The organism is Aliivibrio friggae (assembly GCF_057368515.1).
In genome coordinates this window covers 987735-1012838 of sequence record NZ_CM170648.1, presented here as the reverse complement: position 1 = coordinate 1012838, position 25104 = coordinate 987735, and the positions used below count along the sequence as shown (strand labels likewise).

Below are 25104 nucleotides of genomic sequence, written 5' to 3'. Positions count from 1 at the left end.
TTATGCTCACAAACTGCTGATAGCAGAAAATAATAAAGGAATACCATGTCTCAATTTCAATCTCGATGCCCATCGTGTAATGGACTCAATCGCCTTCCTATTGAACGTATTAATGACACAGCTACGTGTGGTCGTTGTAAAGAACAACTATTAGATGGAAAACCATTAGAGGGTACGTCTGATAATCTTGCTGCTTTAATGAATAGTGATAAACCTGTTGTTATCGACTTCTGGGCCCCGTGGTGTAATCCATGTGTTGGATTCTCTCCGGTATTTGAAGACGTTGCAGCTGAACGCAATGGCCAAGTTCGTTGTGTAAAAGTAAATACGGAAGCTCAACAACAAATTGCTGCACAATATCAGATCCGCTCTATCCCTACGATTATGGTCTTTAAGAACGGCCAGCGTGTAGATATGATTAATGGTGCATTACCAAAAGGTCAATTTGATCAGTGGCTAAATCAAGCACTGCTTAAATAATACCATTCTGGATAAGCAGTTGTTCAGATAATTGCGTAGGAAAAATCGATTAGAGCAAGGCATAAATTACAGTAACTAGTGGTTCTAATTACACCTAATTTTTGCAATAGAAAGGTATAACACAGATATAATCGATTTTAACAAGCAAGAATGATCAAATACTTATGTAGATTGGTATAATGTAAATAGCAGACAAACAAAAGCCGCTTTATGACTTAACATAAAGCGGCTTTTTAGTGTTTATCTAGTCTATGTTATAGAACAGATTAACCGATGAATTCTACACCGTTCATGTACTTACGTAGTACTTCAGGGATAGCAATCTTACCATCAGCTTGTTGGAAGTTCTCTAGGATAGCAACCATTGTACGACCTACAGCAAGACCTGAACCGTTCAATGTGTGAACCAATTCTGGTTTCTTCTCGCCTTGACGACGGAAACGCGCTTGCATACGACGAGCTTGGAAATCCCACATGTTTGAACAAGAAGAAATTTCACGGTACGTTTCTTGTGCTGGAACCCACACTTCTAAATCGTAAGTTTTACGAGAGCCGAAGCCCATGTCGCCAGTACAAAGAACAACTTTACGGTATGGAAGTTCTAGTAGTTGAAGTACTTTCTCAGCATGACCTGTTAGTTCTTCAAGCGCAGCCATTGAATCTTCTGGTTTCGTAATTTGAACTAATTCAACTTTGTCGAATTGGTGCATACGAATAAGACCACGAGTATCACGACCGTAAGAACCTGCTTCAGAACGGAAACATGGTGTGTGAGCTGTCATTTTCAGAGGCAAATCAGCTTCTTCAGTAATGGTATCGCGCACCATGTTTGTTACTGGAACTTCAGCTGTTGGGATAAGTGATAGCATCTTAAGAGGAACATCACTTACTTGCTCTGTTAATGGGCTTGTGTGGAATAGGTCTTCACCAAACTTTGGTAATTGACCTGTACCATATAAGCTATCGTGGTTTACTAAGTACGGTACATACATTTCCATGTAACCGTGCTCTTCAGTATGAAGATCAAGCATAAATTGTGCTAGTGCACGGTGAAGACGTGCAAATTGACCTTTCATTACGATAAAACGAGAGCCTGAAATTTTAACTGCGCTTGCAAAATCAAGACCATCAGCCATTTCACCCAGTTCAACGTGATCTTTCACTTCAAAGTCATACGCTAGAGGGTTGCCCCAACGTAATACTTCAACGTTTTCTTCTTCATCTTTACCATAAGGTACAGAATCATCAGGAAGGTTTGGTACAGACAAAGCGATAGTTTCGATTTGTTGTTGAAGATCAGCAAGCGCTACTTTTGCTTCATCTAGATCAGAACCTAGTGTTGCAACGTCAGCCATAATGCGAGCCGCTTCTTCATGATCACCCTTCGCTTTTGCTTGACCAATGGACTTCGAACGGGAATTACGCTGCGCTTGAAGCTCTTCAGTTTTTATCTGAAGGGACTTACGTTGTTCTTCAAGATCGCGAAGTGTCTCTACGTCTAGCTTAAAGCCACGACGTGCCAGTTTCTCTGCTGTTTCATCCAGCTCTGTACGAAGTAATTTTGAATCAAGCATTTGTAATCCTATGCCTTATGGTCATTGTGCGTTCAAAGTAAACAGAACCCACTTAATAATAAAATTTTGTGCAATTTTCTTTTCTAAATTGCGATTCGAATAAGATACCGAAAATGCCCTTTTATTGGTAGCGTTTTAAGGGACTGTTTTGATCTAATTTAGCTAAATACTCTAGCTTTTCGCTAATTTTGGTTTCTAGACCACGTTTTGTTGGAAAGTAGTACTTACGATCCTGCATTTCAGGCGGAAAATAATTCTCACCAGAAGCATACGCATTTGGCTCATCATGAGCATAACGATAGTCAGCTCCATACCCCATATCTTTCATTAATGACGTAGGTGCATTACGTAAATGATTTGGAACATCATAATCTGGTGAGTTAATCGCATCCATTTGCGCTTGTTTCCACGCGGTATAAACGGCATTACTTTTAGGAGCACACGCCAAATAAACCACTGCTTGAGCTATAGCCCTTTCCCCTTCTGCGGGACCAATTCGTGTAAAACAATCCCACGCATTCATCGCAATTTCCATCGCACGAGGATCGGCATTACCAATATCTTCAGAAGCAATCGCTAATAAACGACGCGCAACATACAAAGGATCACCACCTGCTGCAATAATACGCGCAGTCCAATACAATGCCGCATCAGGATTAGAGCCACGAATTGATTTATGAACAGCTGAGATTAAGTCGTACCACATATCCCCTTTATTATCGAAACGTGCCAGTTTTTCACCCGCCACTTCCGCTAATAAAGGCAAGTCCACCACTTTCTTACCTTCATGATCTTCTTCTGCCATATCGTGCAGAAGCTCAAGGTAATTGAGTGACATACGAGCATCGCCCGACACCAAATCAGCCAGTTGTAATTTCACCTCATCAGGAAGTATAAAATTATCATCATTTAAACCACGATCTTTATCTAAAAGCGCTTGGTCTATTACCTGAACGATATCTTGTTTTTCTAATGATTTTAATTTGTATACTCGCGCTCGCGATAACAATGCATTATTGAGCTCAAAAGAAGGATTTTCCGTTGTCGCACCAATAAAAGTAATCGTGCCATCTTCTATGTGCGGCAGAAAAGCATCTTGCTGGCTTTTATTAAAGCGATGGACCTCATCCACAAACATAATCGTTCTGCGGCCTGTGGTTTGATTCTCTTTCGCTTTTTCTATTGCAGCACGAATGTCTTTTACGCCAGAAGTGACCGCCGATACTCGTTCCACTTCTGCGTTGGTGTAATTAGCAGCCACTTCCGCTAATGTTGTTTTACCGGTGCCAGGAGGCCCCCATAAAATCATTGAGTGGATCTGTCCGGCTTCTAGCGCACGACGCAGCGGCTTACCAACACCTAGTAGATGTTGCTGACCAATGTATTGCTCAATATTTTGAGGGCGCATTCTAGCAGCAAGGGGACGAAAATCGTCCCCTGCTGAAAAATCTAAACTGAAGTTACTCACGTTTATCCTTTATCTTTCATTAGCGTTGATCATCGATATCAACACCTGCTGGCACAGTAAAACTGAAATTACTTTGCGCTGGTTTTTTCGCTTCAAATTTCGTAAAGCTAAAGTCACTACGTTGTCCATCTTGCTCTACAACAGAGAATCCAGTGACATTACCTGATGGCTGTATATTGACAATAAAGTCGCTTTTTACTGCTGAATCAGATTTTGGAGACACGGTGAACGCATCACCATTTTGCGTCACAGAATAATTATCCCAATCAGAAGACTTATTACGTGTTAATAATACAAATGGGGTCTGTGTTGTGGCTTTTTCAAGTCCCATTAAGGTAACTTGTTCAACAAATGGATTGTAATACCATAGTGTTTCGCCATCAGTGACCAACAAATTCTCATCGGGAGTCTGTGTATGCCAACGAAACAAATTAGGACGTAGAATTTTCACATCCCCTTCGCCTTGCATTAATACATCCCCTTCAGGGCTCACTACTTTTTGAGTAAATACCGCTTCAAAGCCAGCATTTTGATTTAAACGCTCAGTCAATTCACTTTGAGGAGACGCCAACGCTGCAGCGCTAAATACGCCAGAACTTAACAAACACAGAGAAACTAAAAACTTTTTCATCAATAATTTTCACTTATCTAAATAGAAATAATGCCAATTCGATTAATCGCCGCTACCTACTGGCGGTGGCGCTATCACTTCACGGTTACCATTATGGCCCGGAGTACTTACGATCCCATGCGCCTCTAATTGCTCAACAATACGAGCAGCACGGTTATACCCAATTCTAAATTGACGTTGAACCCCAGATACAGAGCCTCTTCGAGATGTCGTTACAAACTCAACCACTTGATCGAACAATTGATCAAGCTCTTCTTCATTGTCTGACTTTTCACCAGGCAGTAAAGATTCTGCGCCTTGCTCACTCTTAGTAATCGCTTCAATGTAATTTGGACGACCACGCGCTTTCCAATCATTTACGACGGCATGTACATCATCATCTGATGCAAACGCACCGTGAACACGAACGGTATGGTTAGAACCCGGTGCTAAGTAAAGCATATCACCCATACCAAGTAGAGATTCAGCACCACCTTGGTCAAGAATAGTTCTTGAATCGGTTTTAGTTGATACCGTAAACGCAACACGTGTTGGAATGTTTGCTTTAATCAAACCAGTAATAACATCTACCGATGGACGTTGGGTTGCCAAGATTAGGTGAATACCTGCTGCACGCGCTTTTTGAGCCAAACGAGCAATCAATTCTTCTACTTTCTTACCAACAACCATCATCAAATCAGCAAATTCATCGACGATAACAATAATAGACGGCAGTTTTTCTAACAATGGTGGCATCTCATCCATGCTATCACCCGGTTTCCATAATGGATCATGGATTGGGTGCCCTGCTGCTGCTGCCATTTTCAATTTATCATTAAAGCCTTGTAGGTTACGGACCCCTAACGCTGACATTAATTTATAACGACGTTCCATTTCACCAACACACCAACGCAATGCATTACCCGCGTCTTTCATGTCAGTAACAACTTCAGTCAATAGGTGTGGGATTCCTTCATAGATAGAAAGTTCCAACATTTTTGGATCAATCATGATAAAACGTACATCTTCTGGGGTCGCTTTATACAACACACTCAAAATCATGACGTTTACACCAACCGATTTACCAGAACCCGTAGTACCAGCAACCAGTACGTGAGGCATTTTTGCTAAATCAGCAATAACCGCTTCACCAGCAATATCAAGCCCCATAACGACGGTTGTTGGTGATTTTGCATTTTTAAATGTATCACTACCAACCACATCAGAGAAAAACACGGTTTGACGATTAAAGTTAGGAAGCTCTAAACCTACGTAAGGTTTACCCGGAATAACTTCAACAACACGTACCGCCATCGCAGATAAAGAACGCGCTAAATCGGTTGCAAGGCCTGAGATACGGCTTACCTTAACACCAGGTGCTAAATCTAATTCAAAACGTGTAATAACAGGCCCTGGGAAGATATCCACCACTCGCGCTTTAATTTTGTAATCAGCCAGTTTTGCTTCAACCAAACGAGCCGTATGCTCTAGTGATTCACGAGACTCCATTTCTGCGCGAGTGTCAGGAGAGTACAATAGCTCCAGAGTCGGCATTGGAGACGTTGGTTTTGGTAAATTAGGTTCAGAGTTAACCAAGAACGGATTTTGTAATGCCGCTTGTGTCGCTTTCTCTTTTGCCACTAACGCTTGGAATGCCGCTATATCAGCATCTGAATGCTCTGGTTTTTCTTCAGGAAGTACTTCTTCAATGACAACATCATGAAGTGTCTCTTCAACCGTTTGCTCAACAACTTCTTCAATCTCTGTTTCTTGAGTCTGTTGCTCGACCGCGCTAAATGAAGAAAATGACTCTTCTTCTATTGCTTGAGGCTCTTCATGTGCTGAGAAATGAATATTGTCTTCAATGGTTTCATCTTGCTCTAGATTAGCCGTAAACGTATCTTCATGATTAGCAGAAGTCTCTTGATATTCATTCTGCCATTCATTTAATGTTTCAGCGCTTTCTTGATTCTCTACCACACTCGGTTCAACAAATTCATCAGTAGCACTAGAAAAAGAACTGATCTCTTGATATTCAGCTTGTTCATTATCTTGAGTATTTAATGAATCAAGGTGGTTGCTTTCAGTCGTGATATCAACAAAAGGAGTCAATTCATCTTCAATTAGTAAAGGCTCATCAATAATAGCAACTTCTTCTGCACCAACAGCCATTGCTGTCGAGCTTAATACTGCCGCACTAACAATAGGATTAGGATTAAAGGCCTTCTCTGCATCAACTTTTCTTAATAGAGGATCTTGAACTAATGCTTCATTATCTAATTCAGCAATTGTCGCGTTGCTACGCATGGATAAATTCAATCCATCTTCTAAAATTTCCGGAGACGTCGGTTCATTTTGTTCTGTGGCATACAATGATGGTGCGACAACGCTATTTTCAAGAACACTATTCTCAGTAACGTTATCTTCAACCTGCTCTATTTCTATTAATGAAGTCTCTGCTTGATGAACTACTGGCTCAGAAGCATAATCGCTTGGTGTCGAGAATAGAGGGTCATCTGAATACGTATTTTCACCTGCAAACATTGAGGCTTCACGAGCCGAAATTTTAGGCGTTTCAAATGGGTCAACCTCTGTATTTTCGACAGCAGAAGAAATAGATGGTGCAGAAGTAAATGAATGAGACAGATCTGTATCTACTGCTTCTTGCTTGTAATCATTCTCACTTTCAACTTCATACGTTTCGTCTTCCGTCTTTCTCATTTTATTTACAATAGTTCTAACGCCTTCCAGCGCCATGCCACCAAGGTTGTCAACAATAGTTAACCAAGAAACACCTGTAAATAATGTTAAGCCCGCTCCCCATAAGAACATGAAAATAAGCGTTGAACCAAGCAAATTCAAAATAGGGGTTGTTAGGCTAGTAAGTACGTCACCAACCACACCGCCAGATGAGAAATACCATAAATCATCAAAACTGGTATCGGCTAAAGCACAGCTGGTTAAAAATAGAATTAAAAGACCTAAGATGCGAGTTCCGATCATCATTAGATCCAACTCACGCTCTTCTTGGTCTTGGTTTTTTTTACGAAAAACGACCCAAGTACAGCCTAAAAGAATGACCGGTAATAGATAAGCTAAAGAACCAAAGGCAAAGAAAAGCGTATCAGCGATCCATGCTCCAAAGGAACCACCAGCATTCTCAACACTGCCATCCCAGGCAGTCTGAGACCATGAAGGATCCGCAGGATTAAAACTAAATAAGGAGATGACAATAAAGATAGTCGCAAGTAGACCTACAATAAATAGTGCTTCTTGCAAACGTTGATTGCCATTTAATCGTTCTTTTTCTGGTTCAGCTACGGTTTCAACTTTTAACGTTGTCAGCTGAATTTTTCTCTCAGAAATCTTTTCTTTAATCTTTGTAAACAAAATACTATCCAATGTTACTGTGCTTAGATTTAGTCATCCCTCTTTAATGTATAAATGCATTCGAAGAGAAAAAAGCAAGGATCACTAAATCTGTAGAAATTAAAAACAAGTCGAGCGGCATAACGCCGCTCGTCATTACTCAAAGGCATCTTAGGTAGAATATACCTAATAGCCTTTAAGCTCTTCAAGGTTTTGTAAATTAAAGAACAAAAAAATCTCTAAAATTTAGAACCTTGATACCATTAGCGAGTTTTAATCACTAAATGGTTAGTCTGTTTTACCTCTTCCATGACTACGTAAGTACGTGTGTCGTTTACTCCAGGAAGACGCAACAGTGTATCACCAAGCAATCGGCGATAAGCACTCATATCTGATACTCGAGTCTTTAAAAGATAATCAAAATCACCTGAAACAAGGTGACACTCTTGAATATCGTCTAATAACTGTACCGCTGTATTAAATTGTTCAAACACATCGGGTGCACCACGGTTCAGTGTGATCTCAACAAATACTAATAATGATGCATCTAAATATTGTGGATTCAACAAGGCAGTATAGCCATTGATGTACCCTTGACGCTCTAAACGACGAACACGCTCTAAACACGGAGTTGGTGATAAGCCCACTCTCTTAGATAATTCAACATTTGAAATTCGTCCATCTTTTTGGAGTTCATTTAAAATATTGCGATCGATACGATCCAGTTCCTTGGACGGTTTCTTATTATCTACCATTTTTTATTCCACCTTATTACTTCCTTGCAAAAAAATATACTACAACTTTTTAATATTTAGCATCAAATTTTGCTAATTACAAACTATACTAGTTAAAAATTCGAAACAAAAACCCTACAAGCAGTCATAATAACCATAACATAAAAGGAAATCAGGATGATCATTGGCGTACCTAAGGAAATAAAAAATCATGAATACCGCGTTGGCATGATCCCAGCGAGTGTTCGAGAATTAATATCCCATGGCCATGACGTTTTTGTCGAAACAAAAGCCGGTTCTGGCATTGGTTTTACCGACGATGATTACATCGCGGTAGGCGCATCCATTCTTCCTACAGCCGAAGACGTTTTTGCTCAAGCTGACATGATTGTTAAAGTTAAAGAGCCACAAGCTATTGAACGTGCAATGCTACGTGAAGGGCAAATTTTATTCACGTATTTACATCTTGCACCAGATTTTCCACAAACAGAAGACTTAATTAAGAGTAAAGCTGTCTGCATCGCATATGAGACTGTAACAGATTATATGGGTAGACTGCCACTATTAGCACCAATGTCTGAAGTTGCAGGACGTATGTCTATTCAAGCAGGTGCTCAAACTCTTGAAAAATCAAACGGTGGTCGCGGTCTACTTCTTGGTGGTGTACCTGGTGTTGAACCTGCAAAAGTAGTCGTTGTAGGCGGCGGTGTTGTTGGTGCAAATGCGGCACGAATGGCTGTTGGTATGCGTGCTGACGTAACTATTTTAGATCGTAACATCGATACACTTCGAGCTCTAGATGAAGAGTTCCAAGGGCGCGCTAAAGTAGTTTACTCAACCGTTGATGCTATTGAGAAGCACGTACTAGAAGCTGACCTTGTTATTGGTGCTGTACTTATTCCTGGTGCTGCTGCACCTAAACTGGTTACGGCTGATCACATTAAACGTATGAAACCAGGCGCGGCGGTTGTTGATGTTGCTATTGACCAAGGCGGTTGTTTTGAAACGTCTCATGCAACTACACACGCAGACCCTACTTACATCGTAGATGAAGTGGTTCACTACTGTGTTGCCAACATGCCAGGTGCCGTTGCTCGCACATCTACTTTTGCGCTTAATAATGCAACCCTTCCATATATTATTAAATTAGCAGATAAAGGCTATAAAGCAGCACTTCTTGAAGATAAAGGCTTCCTAGATGGCCTAAACGTTATCCACGGTAAAGTGACTTGCAAAGAAGTAGCAGAAAGCTTTGATTTAGAATATGTCTCTCCAGAAGCAGCACTAACTGCGTAAAAACATATCCTATAACAAAATCATTTGAGGGCACCCGCTGTGGTGCCCTTTCTTTACTGCAATAAATTCCATACAATCACCTTAATCACTAAGGATGATGAACACACCCTTGTCGTTCCCACCTTATTTCTCGTTTTTTGATTTTAGCTCGGAGATCCTATGAGCAACGTTAAGCATTCTAAATTATTGATCCTTGGCTCTGGCCCTGCTGGTTATACTGCTGCTGTATATGCTGCACGAGCAAACCTAAACCCTGTAATGATCACAGGTATGCAGCAAGGTGGACAATTAACCACAACGACAGAAGTTGAAAATTGGCCTGGTGGCGCTGCAGATATGACGGGCCCAGGTTTAATGGAAGAGATGAAAGCACACGCGGAACGTTTCAATACTGAAATGATTTTTGATCATATTAACGAAACTGATTTCAGCCAGCGTCCTTTCCGCCTAAAAGGCGATTCTGCTGAATATACCTGTGATGCTTTAATCATCTCAACTGGCGCTTCAGCTAAATATCTAGGCTTAGAATCTGAAGAAGCATTTAAAGGCCGTGGCGTTTCAGCTTGTGCTACGTGTGACGGTTTCTTCTACCGTAATCAAAAAGTAGCGGTTGTTGGCGGTGGTAATACTGCTGTTGAAGAAGCATTGTACTTATCAAACATCGCCGCTGAAGTGCATTTGATCCATCGTCGCGATACCTTCCGTTCTGAAAAAATCCTAATTGACCGCTTAATGGATAAAGTTGAAAACGGCAATATCATCTTACATACCGACCGTACGCTAGATGAAGTACTAGGTGATGAAATGGGTGTTACCGGTGTTCGATTAAAAGACACAAAATCTGATGCGACTGAAGATTTAGAAGTCATGGGCGCATTCATTGCTATTGGTCATCAACCAAATACCGCTATTTTCAATGGTCAACTTAATATGGAAAATGGCTACATTAAGGTGAAATCAGGCCTTGAAGGCAATGCAACTCAAACGAGTATTGAAGGTATCTTCGCTGCGGGAGACGTTATGGACCATAATTATCGTCAAGCAATTACCTCTGCTGGTACAGGTTGTATGGCTGCATTAGATGCAGAGCGCTTTTTAGATGCGTTAGAAGCAAAAGAAAGTTAAACTGTCTGCCGTTAACGTTAAACCCGAAGCGAATACTTCGGGTTTCTTTTGCTCATCTTATTTTACTGATGTACATATGGTTTCTTATATTCTAATTATTAAAATAGATACTGTACGTATGTAAAATAATACAAAACGTAAGCCTTCATATTATGGATAAAAATCAACAGCGCGAGTTAGGACAATGGCTTAAAGGTCAGAGTAAACTTGCAAAAAAATGGCTAACCCTCTCTATCGGGCTTGGCTTTCTTTCTAGCCTTTTTCTTATAGCACAAGCTGCATTACTTGCCGATATCTTGCACCAACTGATTATTGAACAAGTAGATAAGTACGAACTCATTTCCCACTTTGTCGCTATTCTCGCAATTGTTGCTATTCGAGCAGCTTGTAGTTGGGGTCGTGAAATTGCTGGCTATCGATGTGGTGAGTATGTCCGTGTTCATATTCGCCAATTGGTGATGAATAAACTTCAAGAGTTAGGCCCTGCCTATATAAAGGGCAAGCCAGCTGGTACATGGGCAACCTTATTACTCGAACAAGTAGAAGACATGCAAGATTTCTTCTCTCGCTATCTGCCACAGATGTCTTTGTCCGTATTAATTCCTTTTGCCATTTTGATTGTCGTCTTCCCACAAAACTGGGCTGCAGGTTTAGTATTCCTATTAACCGCGCCGTTGGTTCCACTATTTATGGCTCTGGTTGGTATGGGTGCTGCTGATGCTAACCGCCGTAACTTTAAAGCGCTACAACGTTTGTCAGGCCATTTTTATGACCGCCTGCAATCGATGACGACTATCCGTTTATTCAATAAAACCGCTCAAGAAACCGAGCATTTACATGGTGCTTCTGAAATCTTTCGTAAACGCACTATGGAAGTACTAAGACTGGCTTTCTTATCCTCTGCGGTATTAGAGTTTTTCACTTCAATTTCAATTGCTATCGTAGCGGTCTACTTTGGTTTTACCTTTATAGGTGAATTAGACTTTGGCCATTACGGAACCACAGTTACGCTATTTACTGGTTTATTTATTCTTATTCTTGCCCCAGAGTTTTATCAACCACTGCGAGATTTAGGTACTTTTTACCACGCAAAAGCACAAGCTGTCGGCGCTGCTGAATCTCTTGTTGAGTTTTTAAATACTGACACTAATGCTCAAACTAATGGCACTAAAAAAGTGTCTGATTCAACCACGCTTGATATTCAAGTTACCGATCTGATTGTGACTACGCATGATGACAAAACGTTATTAGGCCCTATTAGCTTTCACCTTTTTGAAGGTTCTCAAACTGCGTTAGTCGGTCCAAGTGGCGCGGGTAAAACTAGCTTAATTAATGCCATATTAGGTTTCTTACCTTATCAAGGCAGCATTAAGATTAATGGCATAGAGCTGTCTGAGTTAGATAAGAAACAGTGGTATCAAGACATTAATTGGGTTGGACAAAACCCTACCCTAGTTCATGGCACCATCGAAGAAAACATCACCTTAGGTAAACAAGAGATCACAAAAGACCAACTTGATTCAGCAAGCAAACAAGCCTTTGCTAATGAATTTATTGATGATCTTGGTTATCAGCACGCTATTTCAGATCGCTCAGGTGGTTTATCTGTTGGACAGGCTCAACGTTTAGCGTTAGCTCGTGCACTGTTACAGCAAGGTCGTTTATGGATTTTAGATGAGCCAACCGCTAGCCTTGATGCTAAAAGTGAACGTCTGGTAATGAAGAGCTTAAATGAAGCGACTCAAGGGCTAACCACCTTAATGATCAGCCATCGTTTAGATCAACTTCATGCGATGAACACCATTTTAGTTATGGATAAAGGTCAAGTGGTTCAATCTGGTTCATTTGATGAAATTAAAGACTCCGGCTTATTTGCAACCATGCTTGCCGCAAAACAACCAAAGCAAGGTGATCTTGATGCGTGATTTACTGCCTTACATTAAATTATACAAAAAACATTGGTTTGGCCTAACACTAGGTATGTTACTTAGCTTTGCAACCTTATTTGCATCTATCGGCTTATTAACGATTTCAGGCTGGTTTATTTCAGCTTCAGCTCTTGCTGGTTTAACCATTGCTCGTGAAACATTTAACTACATGCTTCCTGCGGGAGCGGTACGTGGTTTCTCTATCGGCCGAACCGCTGGTCGTTGGGGAGAACGAGTCGTTAGTCACAATGCTACCTTTAAATTACTAACTGAATTACGTATTTTCTTCTTTAAAAAATTAATACCGTTAATTCCAGGTCGTTTTTCAAAGCTGCGTGACGCCGATTTATTAAACCGTCTTGTTGCTGATGTCGATGCGATGGACCATGTCTATCTGCGTCTTATTAGTCCAATTATTGTTGGTACATTAGGCATTATCGGACTAACCGCTTTTCTTGCGTGGTTTGATGTCACTATAGGCCTGACTCTTGGCGCGATTCTATTTTCTCTACTGCTTATCTGGCCTACCCTTTTCTATAAGTTAGGCAAACAAAATGGTGCAGATCTTACTCAAAATAAAGCCACATTGAGAATTAAAACCTTAGATTGGCTTCAAGGTAATGCTGAACTGCGTATCTTTGGTGCAGAAGAGCAATATCACCAACGTATTCTTGATGCTCAAGTCGCACTGTTATCTAATCAACGTCACATGGCAACATTGACTGGCTTAGCTAATGGGCTGCTGCTTTTAGCTAACGGCTGGACACTGCTATTAATGCTGTGGATCTCTGCAGATGGTATTGCTGGTATGACGCCAGATCCAATGGTGGCTATGGTTGCCTTTGCGACAATGGCAAGTTTTGAATTATTAATGCCAATTGCAGGCGCTTTCCAATATTTAGGCCAGACATTAAGTTCTGCTCGTCGCTTAAATGAAATCATCACCGCGGAACCAGATACTGTCTTTGATGAAAATGGCGTAACTCAAGAGATAAAAGGTAACTTAACGATCTCTGATGTGAGTTACCAATATCTTGATGCGGATACCGATGCGATCACACACGTCTCACTCGATCTACTTGCAGGTCAAAAAATGGCGATCGTGGGTCAAACAGGCTCAGGTAAATCAACCTTATTGCAGTTACTAACTCGTCAATGGGATCCTAAATCAGGCTCTATTGCCATTGATGGTGTCCAACTGCCTAAATGGAAAGAATCAAGCCTACGCAGCGCTATGTCGGTTGTTAGTCAGCGTGTTGATATTCTTAATGGCTCATTAAGAGATAACCTCTTACTCGCAAACGATGAAGCAAATGACGAGTTATTAACCCAAACGCTAAATAAGGTAGGCCTAGGCGATCTTACTGCTGATGAGGGCTTAAATACCTGGCTAGGAGATGGCGGACGTCAACTTTCTGGTGGTGAACGCCGCCGTATTGGTATTGCACGAGCTTTATTACACAACGCTCCTATCGTGTTACTTGATGAACCAACCGAAGGCTTAGATCAAAAAACAGAGCAACAAATAATGTCTGTATTAAATGATCATATTAAAGATAAAACCGTGGTATTTATTACCCACCGATTGGTTAATTTAGAAAACATGGACCATATCTGTCTTATGGATCACGGTGAAATAACGGAACAAGGCACACATGAGAGCTTACTTGCACTCAATGGGGCTTACCATCAGCTATGGCAACGTTTTTAAATAAAGCATTAGCTCGTTAACCACCTGCTTATTCTGAAACCATAAAAAAGCCGATACTGTTTATTCAGTATCGGCTTTTTATTTACTCTGTATTTAGCTCATCTACTAATTAGATAAAACCAACACCTATGCGTATTTAGTTTCAAATTCTTTCATAAATTCAACTAACGCTTGAACACCTTCTAATGGCATTGCGTTATAAATAGATGCACGCATACCACCCACCGCTCTATGTCCTTTTAAGGCTTTTAGACCAGAATCATCTGCTAATGATAAGAATGTCTCATCCAGCTCTGGATTAGCTAACTGAAATGGAACATTCATTAACGAACGGTTATCTGCATGAACATCGTTACGATAGAAATCAGAGTGATCAATATAATCGTATAGTACCGCTGCTTTCTTACGGTTATGCGCTTCCATAGCCTCAATGCCGCCATGAGCTTTTAGCCATTTGAAAACTAAACCCGAAAGATACCAAGCGTATGTTGGTGGTGTATTGAACATTGACTCTTTATCAGCCAATACGCCATAGCTTAATACGCTAGGAAGTGCATCTGCTGCTAGTTCAAGTAAATCATCGCGTACAATTACAATGGTTAAGCCTGCTGGTCCAATATTCTTTTGCGCACCAGCATAAATGACACCATATTTTGATACATCAATTTGACGCGATAAGATCGTAGACGACATATCAGCGACAATTGGTTTATCAGTGACCGGTAAATCATTAATTTCGATACCGTCAATGGTTTCATTTGGACAAAAATGCACATAAGCCGCATCATCACTTAATGCCCATTCAGCAGCAGGCTGAACGGCTTTTTTGCCATCGACAGTAATAATGGTTTCAATGACATTCGGCGTACAATATTTTTTTGCTTCAGTCACTGCACTTTGAGCCCAATACCCCGCATCCACATAATCCGCTTTAGTGTTTCCACCAAGTAGATTCAATGGAACCGCTGCAAATTGTGCTCGTGCGCCGCCTTGGCAAAACAATACCTTATAATTCTCAGGAATTGATAATAAATCACGCAGATCTTGCTCAGAGTCTTCCGCAACTTTAATGAACTCTTTACTACGGTGGCTAATCTCCATAACTGAAGTGCCTAAACCGTTCCAATTCACCAATTCCTTTTGAGCTTGGGCTAGAACGTCTACTGGCAGCATTGCTGGACCAGCACAAAAGTTAAATACTTTTTCCATGTTTCTCAAAGGCTCCTGCTATTTTATAAAAGATGTTTACATAAAATAATGTATAGAAATTAATACCACCTTTTCTCTCACAAGGAAATCAGAAAGTGATCTAATTCACTAAATCACTCAAATATTATCTATAGATAAAAAAATAGCCCACCTAGTGAGCTATTTTGATTCAATAAAAGACGATTAACGTAAATAGCTTAAAAAGCCTAATAGCATAAACAACGGCATTTTTTGTCCGTTAAGCAACTCAATTTGACCATTTGCAATCGTTGCAGATAAACGGTAATTATCACCCTCTTCTACGGCAAACTCATTAATCAATAATTCATCCATTTGCATACGCAACTCTGGCGTCTCATCAACTAATTTCTTTGCAATAACTAATTCCGTTTTCCCTTCTAGGGTTTGAACTAATTTATCTGCATTTTGAGAAGCTCTTGCCGTACCAGCTGGTAGCGCTAATCTAATGCTGCTATCAACTTTACTACCAAGTACTTCAGCACTGAATTGATTGATATTAACTTTAAAACCTTTGGCTGCTAACAAATCAAATGACAACATAAGTTGCTGAATTTTATCATTGTCTAGCTCTTGGTCTTGAAGTAGCGGAACCAATTTAATTAATGCGTCGTAATTTAGGTCTTCAAAACTAATATCAAAAGTACCTTCTTTAAGCACTCCAGCGTCAGTATTCACTTCTGCTAACGTCAGTACATTTTGAGAGGTAAAGGTATTGTCTTCAGCCTTATCTTTTACTTCAGTTAAGTGATTACTGCTTGTGTATTTAAGTCCTTTCACTTCATTATTAATTTGGCTTTCAATATCATTTAATAACATTTTCTCAATGCTAACATTCGCCTCACCAATAAAAATATCACCAACATAATGACCAGCGCTTTGACCCGCAACATTATCAATAATCATTTCAGACTGGTTATTTAAGCGTATTTCAGTTTTAGGCAATTGATATGACACATTGAACTGACCGTCTTTTTCAATAACAGCAGAAACTTGACTTGCCGCTAAGAAAAGCTTTTCAACCCCTTGAGCTTGAAGGTCTTCAGTCATGAAATTCGTGTCTTTACTTGATAGCAGTAATTCTGTCGTTCCTGTCAGTTGGCTCTCAGTGGTTAATGTTAGCCCTTTAATAAACTCTGATGTGTCACTCGTTGTATCAAACGTTGACACTGAAGATACTGAGAATAGCCCATGAGAAATATCATGATTAATAATCACTTCTGTTGGGTAACCCGCATGTTCTAACTCTTCACTCAATCCCTTATCAATCACATGAATTCGGCTCTGCGCTGTTGAGCTTAAATAACCGCGATCATAAGAAACAGATTCAACCTCAATGATCGAATTATGATAAGAAGCTATCCCATCTTTAAAAATAGCTTCACCAATCTTCCCTGTGGCAAATGGCCAGCAAGCGATAATTGCAATCGCGCCACCAATTGCAGCGTACTTTCTTAATTCGTTCATATTGTTATCCAATTTTATCCATTTTTGTCAGTTTACCTAAGTCACTCACTGCAATACAACTCTATTTATAAGATAAACTTGCTTTCTAATCAGCAAAATAACTTGTCTTGGCTTATATTTTGCTTATTTAAAACAAAACGAATACACGTTAATTTTTTGACTAATTGCTGTAACTCTAAAATTTATAGACTACCTTCTAGCAAAAATACCCATTTCTGTTAGTATCTAGAGCATATTTTTTATTACAGCACTCAATTTGATAGGTTTCAAATATCATGATCCGTAAGACACTTTTAGCTTCAAGCCTAATGTTCATTTCAGCAACGTCAATGGCTGCAGATAATGACCCAAACAATGCAATCATGAGCAACTTCAGCTATGACTATGTTGAAGCTCGTATTGGATTTAGCCCTTCAACATTTGGTGCTGGTTTTAGTAAATCAATTCACCCTAACGCACACGCTATCGTTTCAGTTGATTCTGAACTAGATGGTGATTACGACTTAGCAACAGGTCTTGGTTTTCATGCTCCAGTAAATAACTGGGCTGATATTACTGGTGAAATGTTGCTTCGCGTTGTTGATGATAACAAGCACTACAAAAACGATACAGGTATGGAGCTTAACTTAGGCGTTCGCCAATGGTTAGGTCCTCAACTAGAAGTCGGTGGTAAAGTAGGTTACCTATCAATTGATGATAATGACGATACGTTATTCTCTGTATATGGTCGATTCCACTCAACAGAGCTATTCTCTATTGGTGCTGAAGGTCGATTCAATGGCATCTATGGCGACCAGTTACTACTAACTGCACGCTTTAAATACTAAGTTTTTAAGAGCTAATTTTTTAAGAACTAAGTTTCTAAGCACTAAGCTTACTTATTAAAGTTTAGAGCAAAAAAAACCTCGTTATACCTATAAATCAAAAGGAATAACGAGGTTTTTTTATTGGTATACTCAAACTTGTTGTAATAAGGCTCTTTTTGTTGGTTCTTGCAATAATGTCCAATGCACACCTGACTCTGCACCGGCAAACTTCCAAAGCAATTTCACATCAACATCACCACCATACGTTGTATTTACTTTCCTAAATACATCGACAGCTCCAGTGTTCAAAAAAGCATTAACATCTGGAATTCCTGCTTTCTTTACCATTCTTTCTAATGTTAATTGCATATTCGGCAAATCACGTAATCGACGATTCTCTTTTGATTTCTTGAACTCTCTTTCTGCTCGTGAGTTTTCCATCGCTTCTTTAATTATATTCAAAAGCAACGCTGGTTTTTTATCAAATAACTCACTGATATCAAAATAATTAACTGTCGCTATTGTTGTTTTCTTTACGTGCTTAAAACGTTCACAGCCTAGCTTTTCAAATTGCTCATCAACTAACCCACCACCTCGAACATACAGTCGTCCTTCAGTTACGAGCGAAAACATAGCGTCTTCAGTAAATAATCCAACACCACCAAACATCGAGCGTTTATTAAATCGACCCAGTTTTTTTACAAAATTAAAAAAGCGTTCCTCTAGATGACTCATTTCGATCTCCTTGATCTTAAACTCAGTGACCCCCGTCCCTGTCATAAATTTGACATCAAGCAATTGAATAATAAACGTACAATTTTATATTTTCTATTATTTTTATATTAAGCATTGAATCTACAGTTAATTATCTAACTGCGATCACAATCCTCTATGTTAATTCGTGTCGGCAAGTAAGTAGTTTCACCGACTTAGCTCTCATTATAGTCTCATAGGAGTGCCTATTAATTCGTTGATGTACTTCACAAGAATACATTTACACCATCAATAACCAGCCCCTTATTTATTCCTGCGTAATAACTTTTCAACGCGTTGTGTACTTAAATAACGCTCTTTTTTAGTAAGTAGTCTCATTTTCTTGAGTTTCTTTTTCGATATCATAAAAATACTGTATGATTCATTCATCATTTAAAGGTATGAATTAAGAATGGATCATTTATCGTTTTTTTGGTTACCTCACGATAAAGAAAAAGTACTAGCTGCATTAAGAAGTGAGTTTAGCGACTTAGCTGCTCAGAGTATCTCATCAGGTAACATTCAATTGCCTCCTATCCCTGATGTTGTACTTAAAATTCAAAAGCTATGTACTCTTGAGGGCACATTAATTAAAGATGTCTCCGATACTTTATTAGAGGACCCAAGTCTCACAGCTATCGTCATTCGTATGGCTAATTCTGTTGTTTTCAATCGTCGAAATATTACTTGTACTGATGTATTAACCGCCGTTTCACGCCTTGGTATTTTCCGTGTTCGAGACATCGTTACAGCTCAAGCTATTGAGCAACTAAAGCATTCTTGTGATTTAAATAAAGAATGTAATGCACTACTTCGTAAAAGTGCCGCTCGCTCTCGTGAATTTTCTGCAGTTATGACCATGGTTTGTCAGGAAATGATAGCGGCATCTGATGATAATTCTCTCGCTTATTTGGAGCCAGAAAAAGCATTACTTACTGGGTTACTTGCGGATATTGGGCTATTTTGCCTCGTTAACGAGTATTATGATTATCTTGAGAAAGGCAATTATTTAGAGTTGGACTTAGCGCTTTATATCTTTGATAAAGAGTGTAACGACACTAGTTATCACGTACTAAATCACTGGCAATTTGATAGCGATTTCTTAGCTGTTGCAACCAATACTCAACAGCAATTAAAGCCAGATGAACAAGTTAGTTATTTAAATATTGCTCGTATTGCTAATCATATATTATTGTTTAGAAGTAAAGATGACAGCCTTGATGAACATGAAATTGAAATTACGCTAGAAGGAGCTGAAGCTCTCTATACGCTAAGCAATCTTACAAACAGTCAATTTAACGATCGCATTAAAGAAACCTTAAAAAGCAGTGGTTTGTAATTTAATTACTAAAAATAGATAACTTATATTGATGTCATTAATAAGCCTTGATATTCTCAAGGCTTCTTCATGGATGAGATCAAAACTATGCTTTCTGGAATGCTATTCGTTTTTTTACCCCTGCTATTTGGTTATCTAATACCTCTTCATAAAAAGAAGCCTCTTCAGCACATAAACGCCGCAACCAGTCATTTAGTTACTGTCATACTTGCATTGATGGGGCTAAGTCTCGCCGCGCTTGATAATTTAGCTCAAAACCTAAATCAAATAGTAACAATTACCGCTGTGTTTTTTGTCTCTATCAGCGTGTGTAATTTAGCTATCCTCCCTATTATGGATAAAATTTTCCCTCTTAATTCTGAAGGGAATAAAAACACACTTCCATTATTCAAAATGATCCTTGAGTCCGCGAAATTGCTACTTGCTGTGGCTGGTGGTTTATTAGTGGGTTTATTAAGTGGCATTGACCTTTCATGGGTTGAAGAAGCCAGTGAATTAATTTTATTGCTTTTACTTTTTCTTATCGGTATTCAGCTAAGAAATAGTGGCTTATCTCTTCGTCAAATTTTACTTAACAAACATGGAATCATTATTGCTGCCGTTATCATGTCAACGTCACTTATCGGTGGCCTAATCGCAGCTCTATTTTTAGATATTCCTTTACAGCACGGTCTAGCAATGGCCTCTGGCTTTGGTTGGTATTCGCTTGCAGGGATCTTAATGGGCGATGCTCTTGGGCCTGTTTATGGTGGTGCAGCTTTCTTAAACGAACTCATGCGTGAACTGGTCGCTCTCTTATTAATTCCAACACTCATCCATCGCTACCCTGTGACTTCAATTGGTTACGCAGGCGCAACAGCAATGGACTTTACCCTACCTGTTATTCAAAACTGTGGCGGTATTCGTTGTGTTCCAATTGCCATTGTTAGTGGCTTTATCCTAAGTTTGTCCGTACCTTTCTTAATGCTATTTTTTGTTTCCCTCTAATATTAATTTTTCAATTATAAATTAAGAGGGAAGCATCACACTGTGAGTTGTTTAAATTGCATTTAGTAATACGATGCCTACAATCACAGCCAATAATAATGATTCATTTCTAAGGATTTGTAATGAAACTTGCTGCTCTTATTTTACCATTTGCTTTATTAACAACGTCTGCTCAGGCTGCTGATACTGAATGCTTAAGCAACAAATACAGCCAATACGTTGATGCATCGCTAACTTGGTATAAAGATCTCATTGCGATTACAGTTCAAAAAAATCCGAAATTAGATAGCGTGGGTGAATGGTTTCTTGAAGGTCGTGAACATCACTTTGAATTAAATCGTGCAGCGGTTGATTTTTATCTAAAAAATGATCCATCAAAAGTCAAAACTAACCAATCGATTGAATCTTGGTTACAGTTAGAACAAAAAGAAATTAAAGCATTAGCAGCCAATAAAGATGAACTTGGCAAAATAGCAAAAGTAACTTTTGATGATCGTCAATCTCAGCCTCATAAACAAAACTATGAATTGCGTTCTGCTTTTGCTGATATTTTAAGTCACCCAAAAGACATTGAAACACCATTAAATGCTTACAACCAAAAAATAACAGAGATTAGCAAAATCAGCTGCCAATAAGTTGTTGGTTATTTAATCAAGAGAATCGATTTATCTCCCTCAGAGGCCTGAGTTGCACATTTGGACAAGACTTTTTACTCATTTTGATCTAAATTGTGCTCTCAGAGCCAGTAAAGAGAACCCATCTTTACTTTTCAATCATCAACAAATAGAACAGATACCATGGTAACAGACAACAAAACAGCGGATGCCAACTTAGAAAGCATGCTGCGAATTTTTACTGTTCCGGAAGCGCCCGATTCTACTCTTGGTAAAATTGAGCAAGAACTTTCTCAAAATCTAAATAAGTTCTTACGAGAGCATATTGTTGCAGAGGAAAAACCTCTGACTGAAATAGAGAAAGATTTTACGGATTCCTCAATGCCTGAATCGCCGACGTATGTTTCTGAACATACTGAGCATTTATTGAATACGTTAGTTTCTCAATCTGTTCATACTTCAGCTCCAAGCTTTATTGGTCACATGACATCTGCATTGCCTTACTTTTTAATGCCGCTGTCTAAGATCATGATCGCCTTGAATCAAAATCTAGTCAAAATTGAAACATCAAAAGCATTTACCCCATTAGAACGACAAGTTTTGGGTATTTTGCATCGCCTTATTTATGGTGAGCAAGACGGTTTTTACCATCACTGGATGCACAGCGCCGATCACTCACTGGGGGCTTTTTGCTCTGGTGGTACTGTCGCTAATATTACCGCGTTATGGGTTGCAAGGAACCGTTTATTAAAACCTGAAGGTAATTTTGAAGGCATTGCTAAACAAGGTCTATTTGCTGCTTTAACTCATTATAAATGCAGCGGACTTGCTATATTTGTTTCTGAGCGTGGCCACTATTCAGTAAAAAAAGCCGCTGATGTATTAGGTATCGGTCAAGATGGTGTCGTTGCTGTAAAAACAGACAACAACAACCGAATCTGTTTGGCTGATCTAGAATTAAAAATCGCAGCCGCTAAAGAAAATAATATTAAGCCATTAGCCATTATTGGTGTTGCTGGTACGACTGAAACAGGAACCATTGACCCATTACGCCAACTGGCAGAAGTCGCTCAACGTGAAAACTGTCATTTTCATGTCGATGCAGCTTGGGGCGGTGCGACTTTAATGTCTAACACTTATCGTCACCTTTTAGATGGTATTGATTTAGCCGATTCTGTCACCATTGATGCACATAAGCAGCTTTATGTCCCTATGGGAGCTGGCATGGTGATATTTAAAGATCCTGAACTTATGTCATCTATTCAGCATCACGCTGAATATATTTTACGCAAAGGGTCAAAAGATCTAGGCCGACATACACTTGAAGGGTCTCGTAGTGGCATGGCAATGCTATTGTACTCTTGCTTTAATGTTATTAGTCGTCCAGGTTATGAACTACTGATCAATCAAAGCATTGAGAAAGCTAAGTATTTTTCTGAATTAATCCAACAACAAGATGACTTTGAATTAATATCAGCACCAGAGCTTTGTCTACTTACTTATCGCTATGTGCCAAAACGAGTAAAAGAAGCCTTATTATTGGCAACACCAGAGCAAAGAATTGAAATCTATGAGCACTTGGATAATCTCACTAAATATATCCAAAAAACTCAACGTGAAACGGGTAAATCATTCGTTTCTCGAACACGCTTAACGCCGGAAAGTTACCAGTCACAACCGACGATTGTTTTCCGAGTAGTACTTGCCAATCCTTTAACGACAAAAGATATCTTAAAAAATGTCCTAATCGAGCAAAGATGCATTGCAAAAAGTAGTGAGATTTCTCTTCCACAATTACTCACTCTTACCGACTCAATCTTAAATTAGCTTAGCAACAACTCCTCATCCAGGTTATTTTATCTCATATAAAGTAACCTGGATTTTGTAATTATTTTCCTGAAAGTCTGAAATTTAATCACAAGATCACGCCAATATTTACAATAAAACTCGATTTATAAATAAAAACACTTTCTAAATTGAAAGTGTTTTTAGAGTTCTGTCATATTATTGTTATAAAAATACACTCAAGACCGTCATTTGTTAGAGGCACACTCTACAAACGTATATACTTAATCTCATCAAATATTTATAGCGTTAACCAGAGTAAACCAAGGTAGGTTATTCTGGCTAGGGTTATACTAAGAGCAGAATGTAGAAGAGTGCATATGAATACGATTGAAAGAATACAAAATAATTTAGATAACTTCAGTAAATCAGAACGTAAAGTTGCTGAAGTAATCATGGCCTCACCACAAACGGCCATTCACTCTAGTATCGCTACATTAGCAAAAATGGCTGATGTAAGTGAGCCAACTGTTAACCGTTTTTGTCGTCGTTTAGACACTAAAGGCTTTCCTGATTTTAAACTTCACTTAGCACAAAGTTTAGCGAACGGCACACCTTATGTGAACCGTAACGTTGAAGAAAATGATGGCCCAGACGCCTATACACACAAAATTTTCGAATCAACAATGGCATGCTTAGATGTTGCTAAGAATAGTCTTGATCCAATGCAAGTTAATCGTGCTGTCGACTTATTAACTCAAGCGAAAAAGATCTCATTTTTTGGTCTTGGCGCATCAGCTTCTGTTGCACACGATGCCATGAATAAGTTCTTCCGCTTTAATATTCCAATTACGTGTTTTGATGATATCGTAATGCAGCGTATGAGTTGCATCAACTGTACTGAAAACGACGTTGTAGTATTAATCTCTCATACTGGCCGCACAAAGAGTTTGGTTGAGATTGCAGAACTTGCTAAATCAAATGGTGCGACAGTTATTGCTATTACAGCGAAAGACTCTCCACTAGAAAAGATGTCTTCTTTAGCTATTTGCTTAGACGTTCCAGAAGATACTGACGTTTATATGCCAATGGCGAGCCGTGTTGTACAAATGACAGTTATCGATGTATTAGCAACAGGCTTTACCTTACGTCGTGGCGCTGGCTTTAGAGACAATTTAAAGCGTGTAAAAGATGCGTTAAAAGACTCTCGTTATGAAAAAGACAACACTCTCTAACTTTTTCATTTCAAAAAACATTTAAGAACCCACTTTAATTAAGTGGGTTCTTTTTTATAAATCTCATTGATTCTATTTAAGATCTCTTCTTTTTATTATTTTTCAATTCATAGGTTTTACCTATTAGATAGAGAGGTGAAATCACCTTTACTTTGCAGATAACAGTAGGCATAGTATTCCTATTGATTGCAGTAACACGCATCCCTTACTATTTGGAGTTAACACTATGTTTGTAGTTATTTTTGGTCGCCCTGGTTGCCCATTTTGTGTTCGTGCAAAAGAACACGCTGATACGCTAAAAGAAAAACGTGAAGATTTTAACTATCGTTATGTTGATATTCATGCAGAAGGGATCTCAAAAGCAGATCTAGAAAAAACAGTCGGTAAGCCTGTAGATACTGTTCCTCAAATTTTTGTAGACCAAGAGCACATTGGCGGCTGCACAGAATTTGAAGCATATGCTAAAGAGAACCTAGGTCTTTTTGATTAATCTATAGCCTGCACCAATGTATTTTAAATCACTGCTCTTGAGCGGTGATTTTTTTTTGTTTTCTTTATAAATATGGTTATACAATCGCCATTTTTAAGTTAGACTT

20 protein-coding genes are annotated in these 25104 nt (G+C 39.1%); 12 read left to right on the top strand and 8 right to left on the bottom strand.

Features of this window, described 5'->3' with window-relative positions:
- The first annotated feature begins 45 nt into the window (after positions 1-45).
- Positions 46-480, top strand: coding sequence for a thioredoxin TrxC (gene trxC / locus AC2INI_RS04720; protein WP_045101658.1), 435 nt, complete (start codon positions 46-48; stop codon positions 478-480).
- A gap of 266 nt (positions 481-746) precedes the next feature.
- On the opposite strand, the gene serS is transcribed toward trxC, so the two are convergent.
- The 5 genes from serS to lrp form a co-directional block, all read right to left on the bottom strand.
- Positions 747-2054: a serine--tRNA ligase gene (gene serS, locus AC2INI_RS04715; protein WP_486305453.1), complete on the bottom strand. Its 1308-nt coding sequence runs from the start codon at positions 2052-2054 to the stop codon at positions 747-749.
- Positions 2055-2175: 121 nt separating this feature from the next.
- Complete coding sequence (locus tag AC2INI_RS04710; protein WP_486305452.1) at positions 2176-3522, bottom strand: replication-associated recombination protein A; 1347 nt, start codon at positions 3520-3522, stop codon at positions 2176-2178.
- Positions 3523-3541: 19 nt separating this feature from the next.
- Positions 3542-4153, bottom strand: a complete 612-nt coding sequence (gene lolA / locus AC2INI_RS04705; RefSeq protein WP_122035502.1) for an outer membrane lipoprotein periplasmic chaperone LolA — start codon at positions 4151-4153, stop codon at positions 3542-3544.
- Positions 4154-4195: 42 nt separating this feature from the next.
- Complete coding sequence (locus tag AC2INI_RS04700; protein ID WP_486305694.1) at positions 4196-7483, bottom strand: DNA translocase FtsK 4TM domain-containing protein; 3288 nt, start codon at positions 7481-7483, stop codon at positions 4196-4198.
- A gap of 281 nt (positions 7484-7764) precedes the next feature.
- A complete protein-coding gene (lrp, locus tag AC2INI_RS04695; protein WP_045101653.1) occupies positions 7765-8256 on the bottom strand; it encodes a leucine-responsive transcriptional regulator Lrp in 492 nt (163 codons plus the stop codon).
- A gap of 156 nt (positions 8257-8412) precedes the next feature.
- Between lrp and ald the strand changes: the two genes are divergently transcribed.
- The 4 genes from ald to cydC all read left to right on the top strand — a co-directional run bounded on the left by ald (position 8413) and on the right by cydC (position 14295).
- Positions 8413-9531: an alanine dehydrogenase gene (gene ald / locus AC2INI_RS04690; RefSeq protein ID WP_122035506.1), complete on the top strand. Its 1119-nt coding sequence runs from the start codon at positions 8413-8415 to the stop codon at positions 9529-9531.
- Positions 9532-9690: 159 nt separating this feature from the next.
- Positions 9691-10656 carry a thioredoxin-disulfide reductase gene (gene trxB, locus AC2INI_RS04685; protein ID WP_486305451.1) on the top strand — a complete coding sequence of 322 codons (966 nt, stop codon included), beginning with the start codon at positions 9691-9693 and terminating at the stop codon, positions 10654-10656.
- Between the two features lie 152 nt (positions 10657-10808).
- Positions 10809-12581 (top strand): heme ABC transporter permease/ATP-binding protein CydD, encoded by a 1773-nt coding sequence (gene cydD, locus AC2INI_RS04680; protein ID WP_486305450.1) that lies wholly within the window; start codon positions 10809-10811, stop codon positions 12579-12581.
- Positions 12574-14295 carry a heme ABC transporter ATP-binding protein/permease CydC gene (gene cydC / locus AC2INI_RS04675; RefSeq protein WP_122035510.1) on the top strand — a complete coding sequence of 574 codons (1722 nt, stop codon included), beginning with the start codon at positions 12574-12576 and terminating at the stop codon, positions 14293-14295. The genes cydD and cydC overlap by 8 nt, the downstream gene beginning before the upstream one ends.
- A gap of 126 nt (positions 14296-14421) precedes the next feature.
- Here cydC and serC read toward each other — a convergent pair whose 3' ends face one another.
- A complete protein-coding gene (serC, locus tag AC2INI_RS04670) occupies positions 14422-15504 on the bottom strand; it encodes a 3-phosphoserine/phosphohydroxythreonine transaminase (RefSeq protein ID WP_486305449.1) in 1083 nt (360 codons plus the stop codon).
- A 183-nt stretch (positions 15505-15687) separates the two neighbouring features.
- Positions 15688-16989, bottom strand: a complete 1302-nt coding sequence (locus AC2INI_RS04665) for a DUF945 family protein (protein WP_486305448.1) — start codon at positions 16987-16989, stop codon at positions 15688-15690.
- A 275-nt stretch (positions 16990-17264) separates the two neighbouring features.
- On the opposite strand from AC2INI_RS04665, the gene AC2INI_RS04660 reads away from it, so the two are divergent.
- Positions 17265-17816 carry a hypothetical protein gene (locus tag AC2INI_RS04660; protein ID WP_122035515.1) on the top strand — a complete coding sequence of 184 codons (552 nt, stop codon included), beginning with the start codon at positions 17265-17267 and terminating at the stop codon, positions 17814-17816.
- Positions 17817-17945: 129 nt separating this feature from the next.
- On the opposite strand, the gene AC2INI_RS04655 is transcribed toward AC2INI_RS04660, so the two are convergent.
- Positions 17946-18575, bottom strand: coding sequence for a TfoX/Sxy family DNA transformation protein (locus AC2INI_RS04655; protein WP_122035516.1), 630 nt, complete (start codon positions 18573-18575; stop codon positions 17946-17948).
- A 385-nt stretch (positions 18576-18960) separates the two neighbouring features.
- Between AC2INI_RS04655 and AC2INI_RS04650 the strand changes: the two genes are divergently transcribed.
- The 6 genes from AC2INI_RS04650 to AC2INI_RS04625 all read left to right on the top strand — a co-directional run bounded on the left by AC2INI_RS04650 (position 18961) and on the right by AC2INI_RS04625 (position 24998).
- The gene (locus tag AC2INI_RS04650; RefSeq protein WP_486305447.1) at positions 18961-19887 is read left to right on the top strand and encodes an HDOD domain-containing protein; all 927 of its coding nucleotides are present in this window, start codon (positions 18961-18963) and stop codon (positions 19885-19887) included.
- An 87-nt stretch (positions 19888-19974) separates the two neighbouring features.
- Positions 19975-20874 carry a LysO family transporter gene (locus AC2INI_RS04645; RefSeq protein ID WP_122036144.1) on the top strand — a complete coding sequence of 300 codons (900 nt, stop codon included), beginning with the start codon at positions 19975-19977 and terminating at the stop codon, positions 20872-20874.
- 122 nt (positions 20875-20996) lie between these two features.
- Entirely contained in the window at positions 20997-21509 is a 513-nt protein-coding gene (locus tag AC2INI_RS04640; protein ID WP_122035520.1) for a hypothetical protein, read from the top strand.
- Between the two features lie 162 nt (positions 21510-21671).
- A complete protein-coding gene (gene panP, locus AC2INI_RS04635) occupies positions 21672-23315 on the top strand; it encodes a pyridoxal-dependent aspartate 1-decarboxylase PanP (protein WP_122035521.1) in 1644 nt (547 codons plus the stop codon).
- A 338-nt stretch (positions 23316-23653) separates the two neighbouring features.
- Positions 23654-24508 (top strand): MurR/RpiR family transcriptional regulator, encoded by an 855-nt coding sequence (locus tag AC2INI_RS04630; RefSeq protein WP_122035523.1) that lies wholly within the window; start codon positions 23654-23656, stop codon positions 24506-24508.
- Positions 24509-24734: 226 nt separating this feature from the next.
- Complete coding sequence (locus AC2INI_RS04625; protein WP_122035525.1) at positions 24735-24998, top strand: GrxA family glutaredoxin; 264 nt, start codon at positions 24735-24737, stop codon at positions 24996-24998.
- Positions 24999-25104 lie beyond the last annotated feature (106 nt).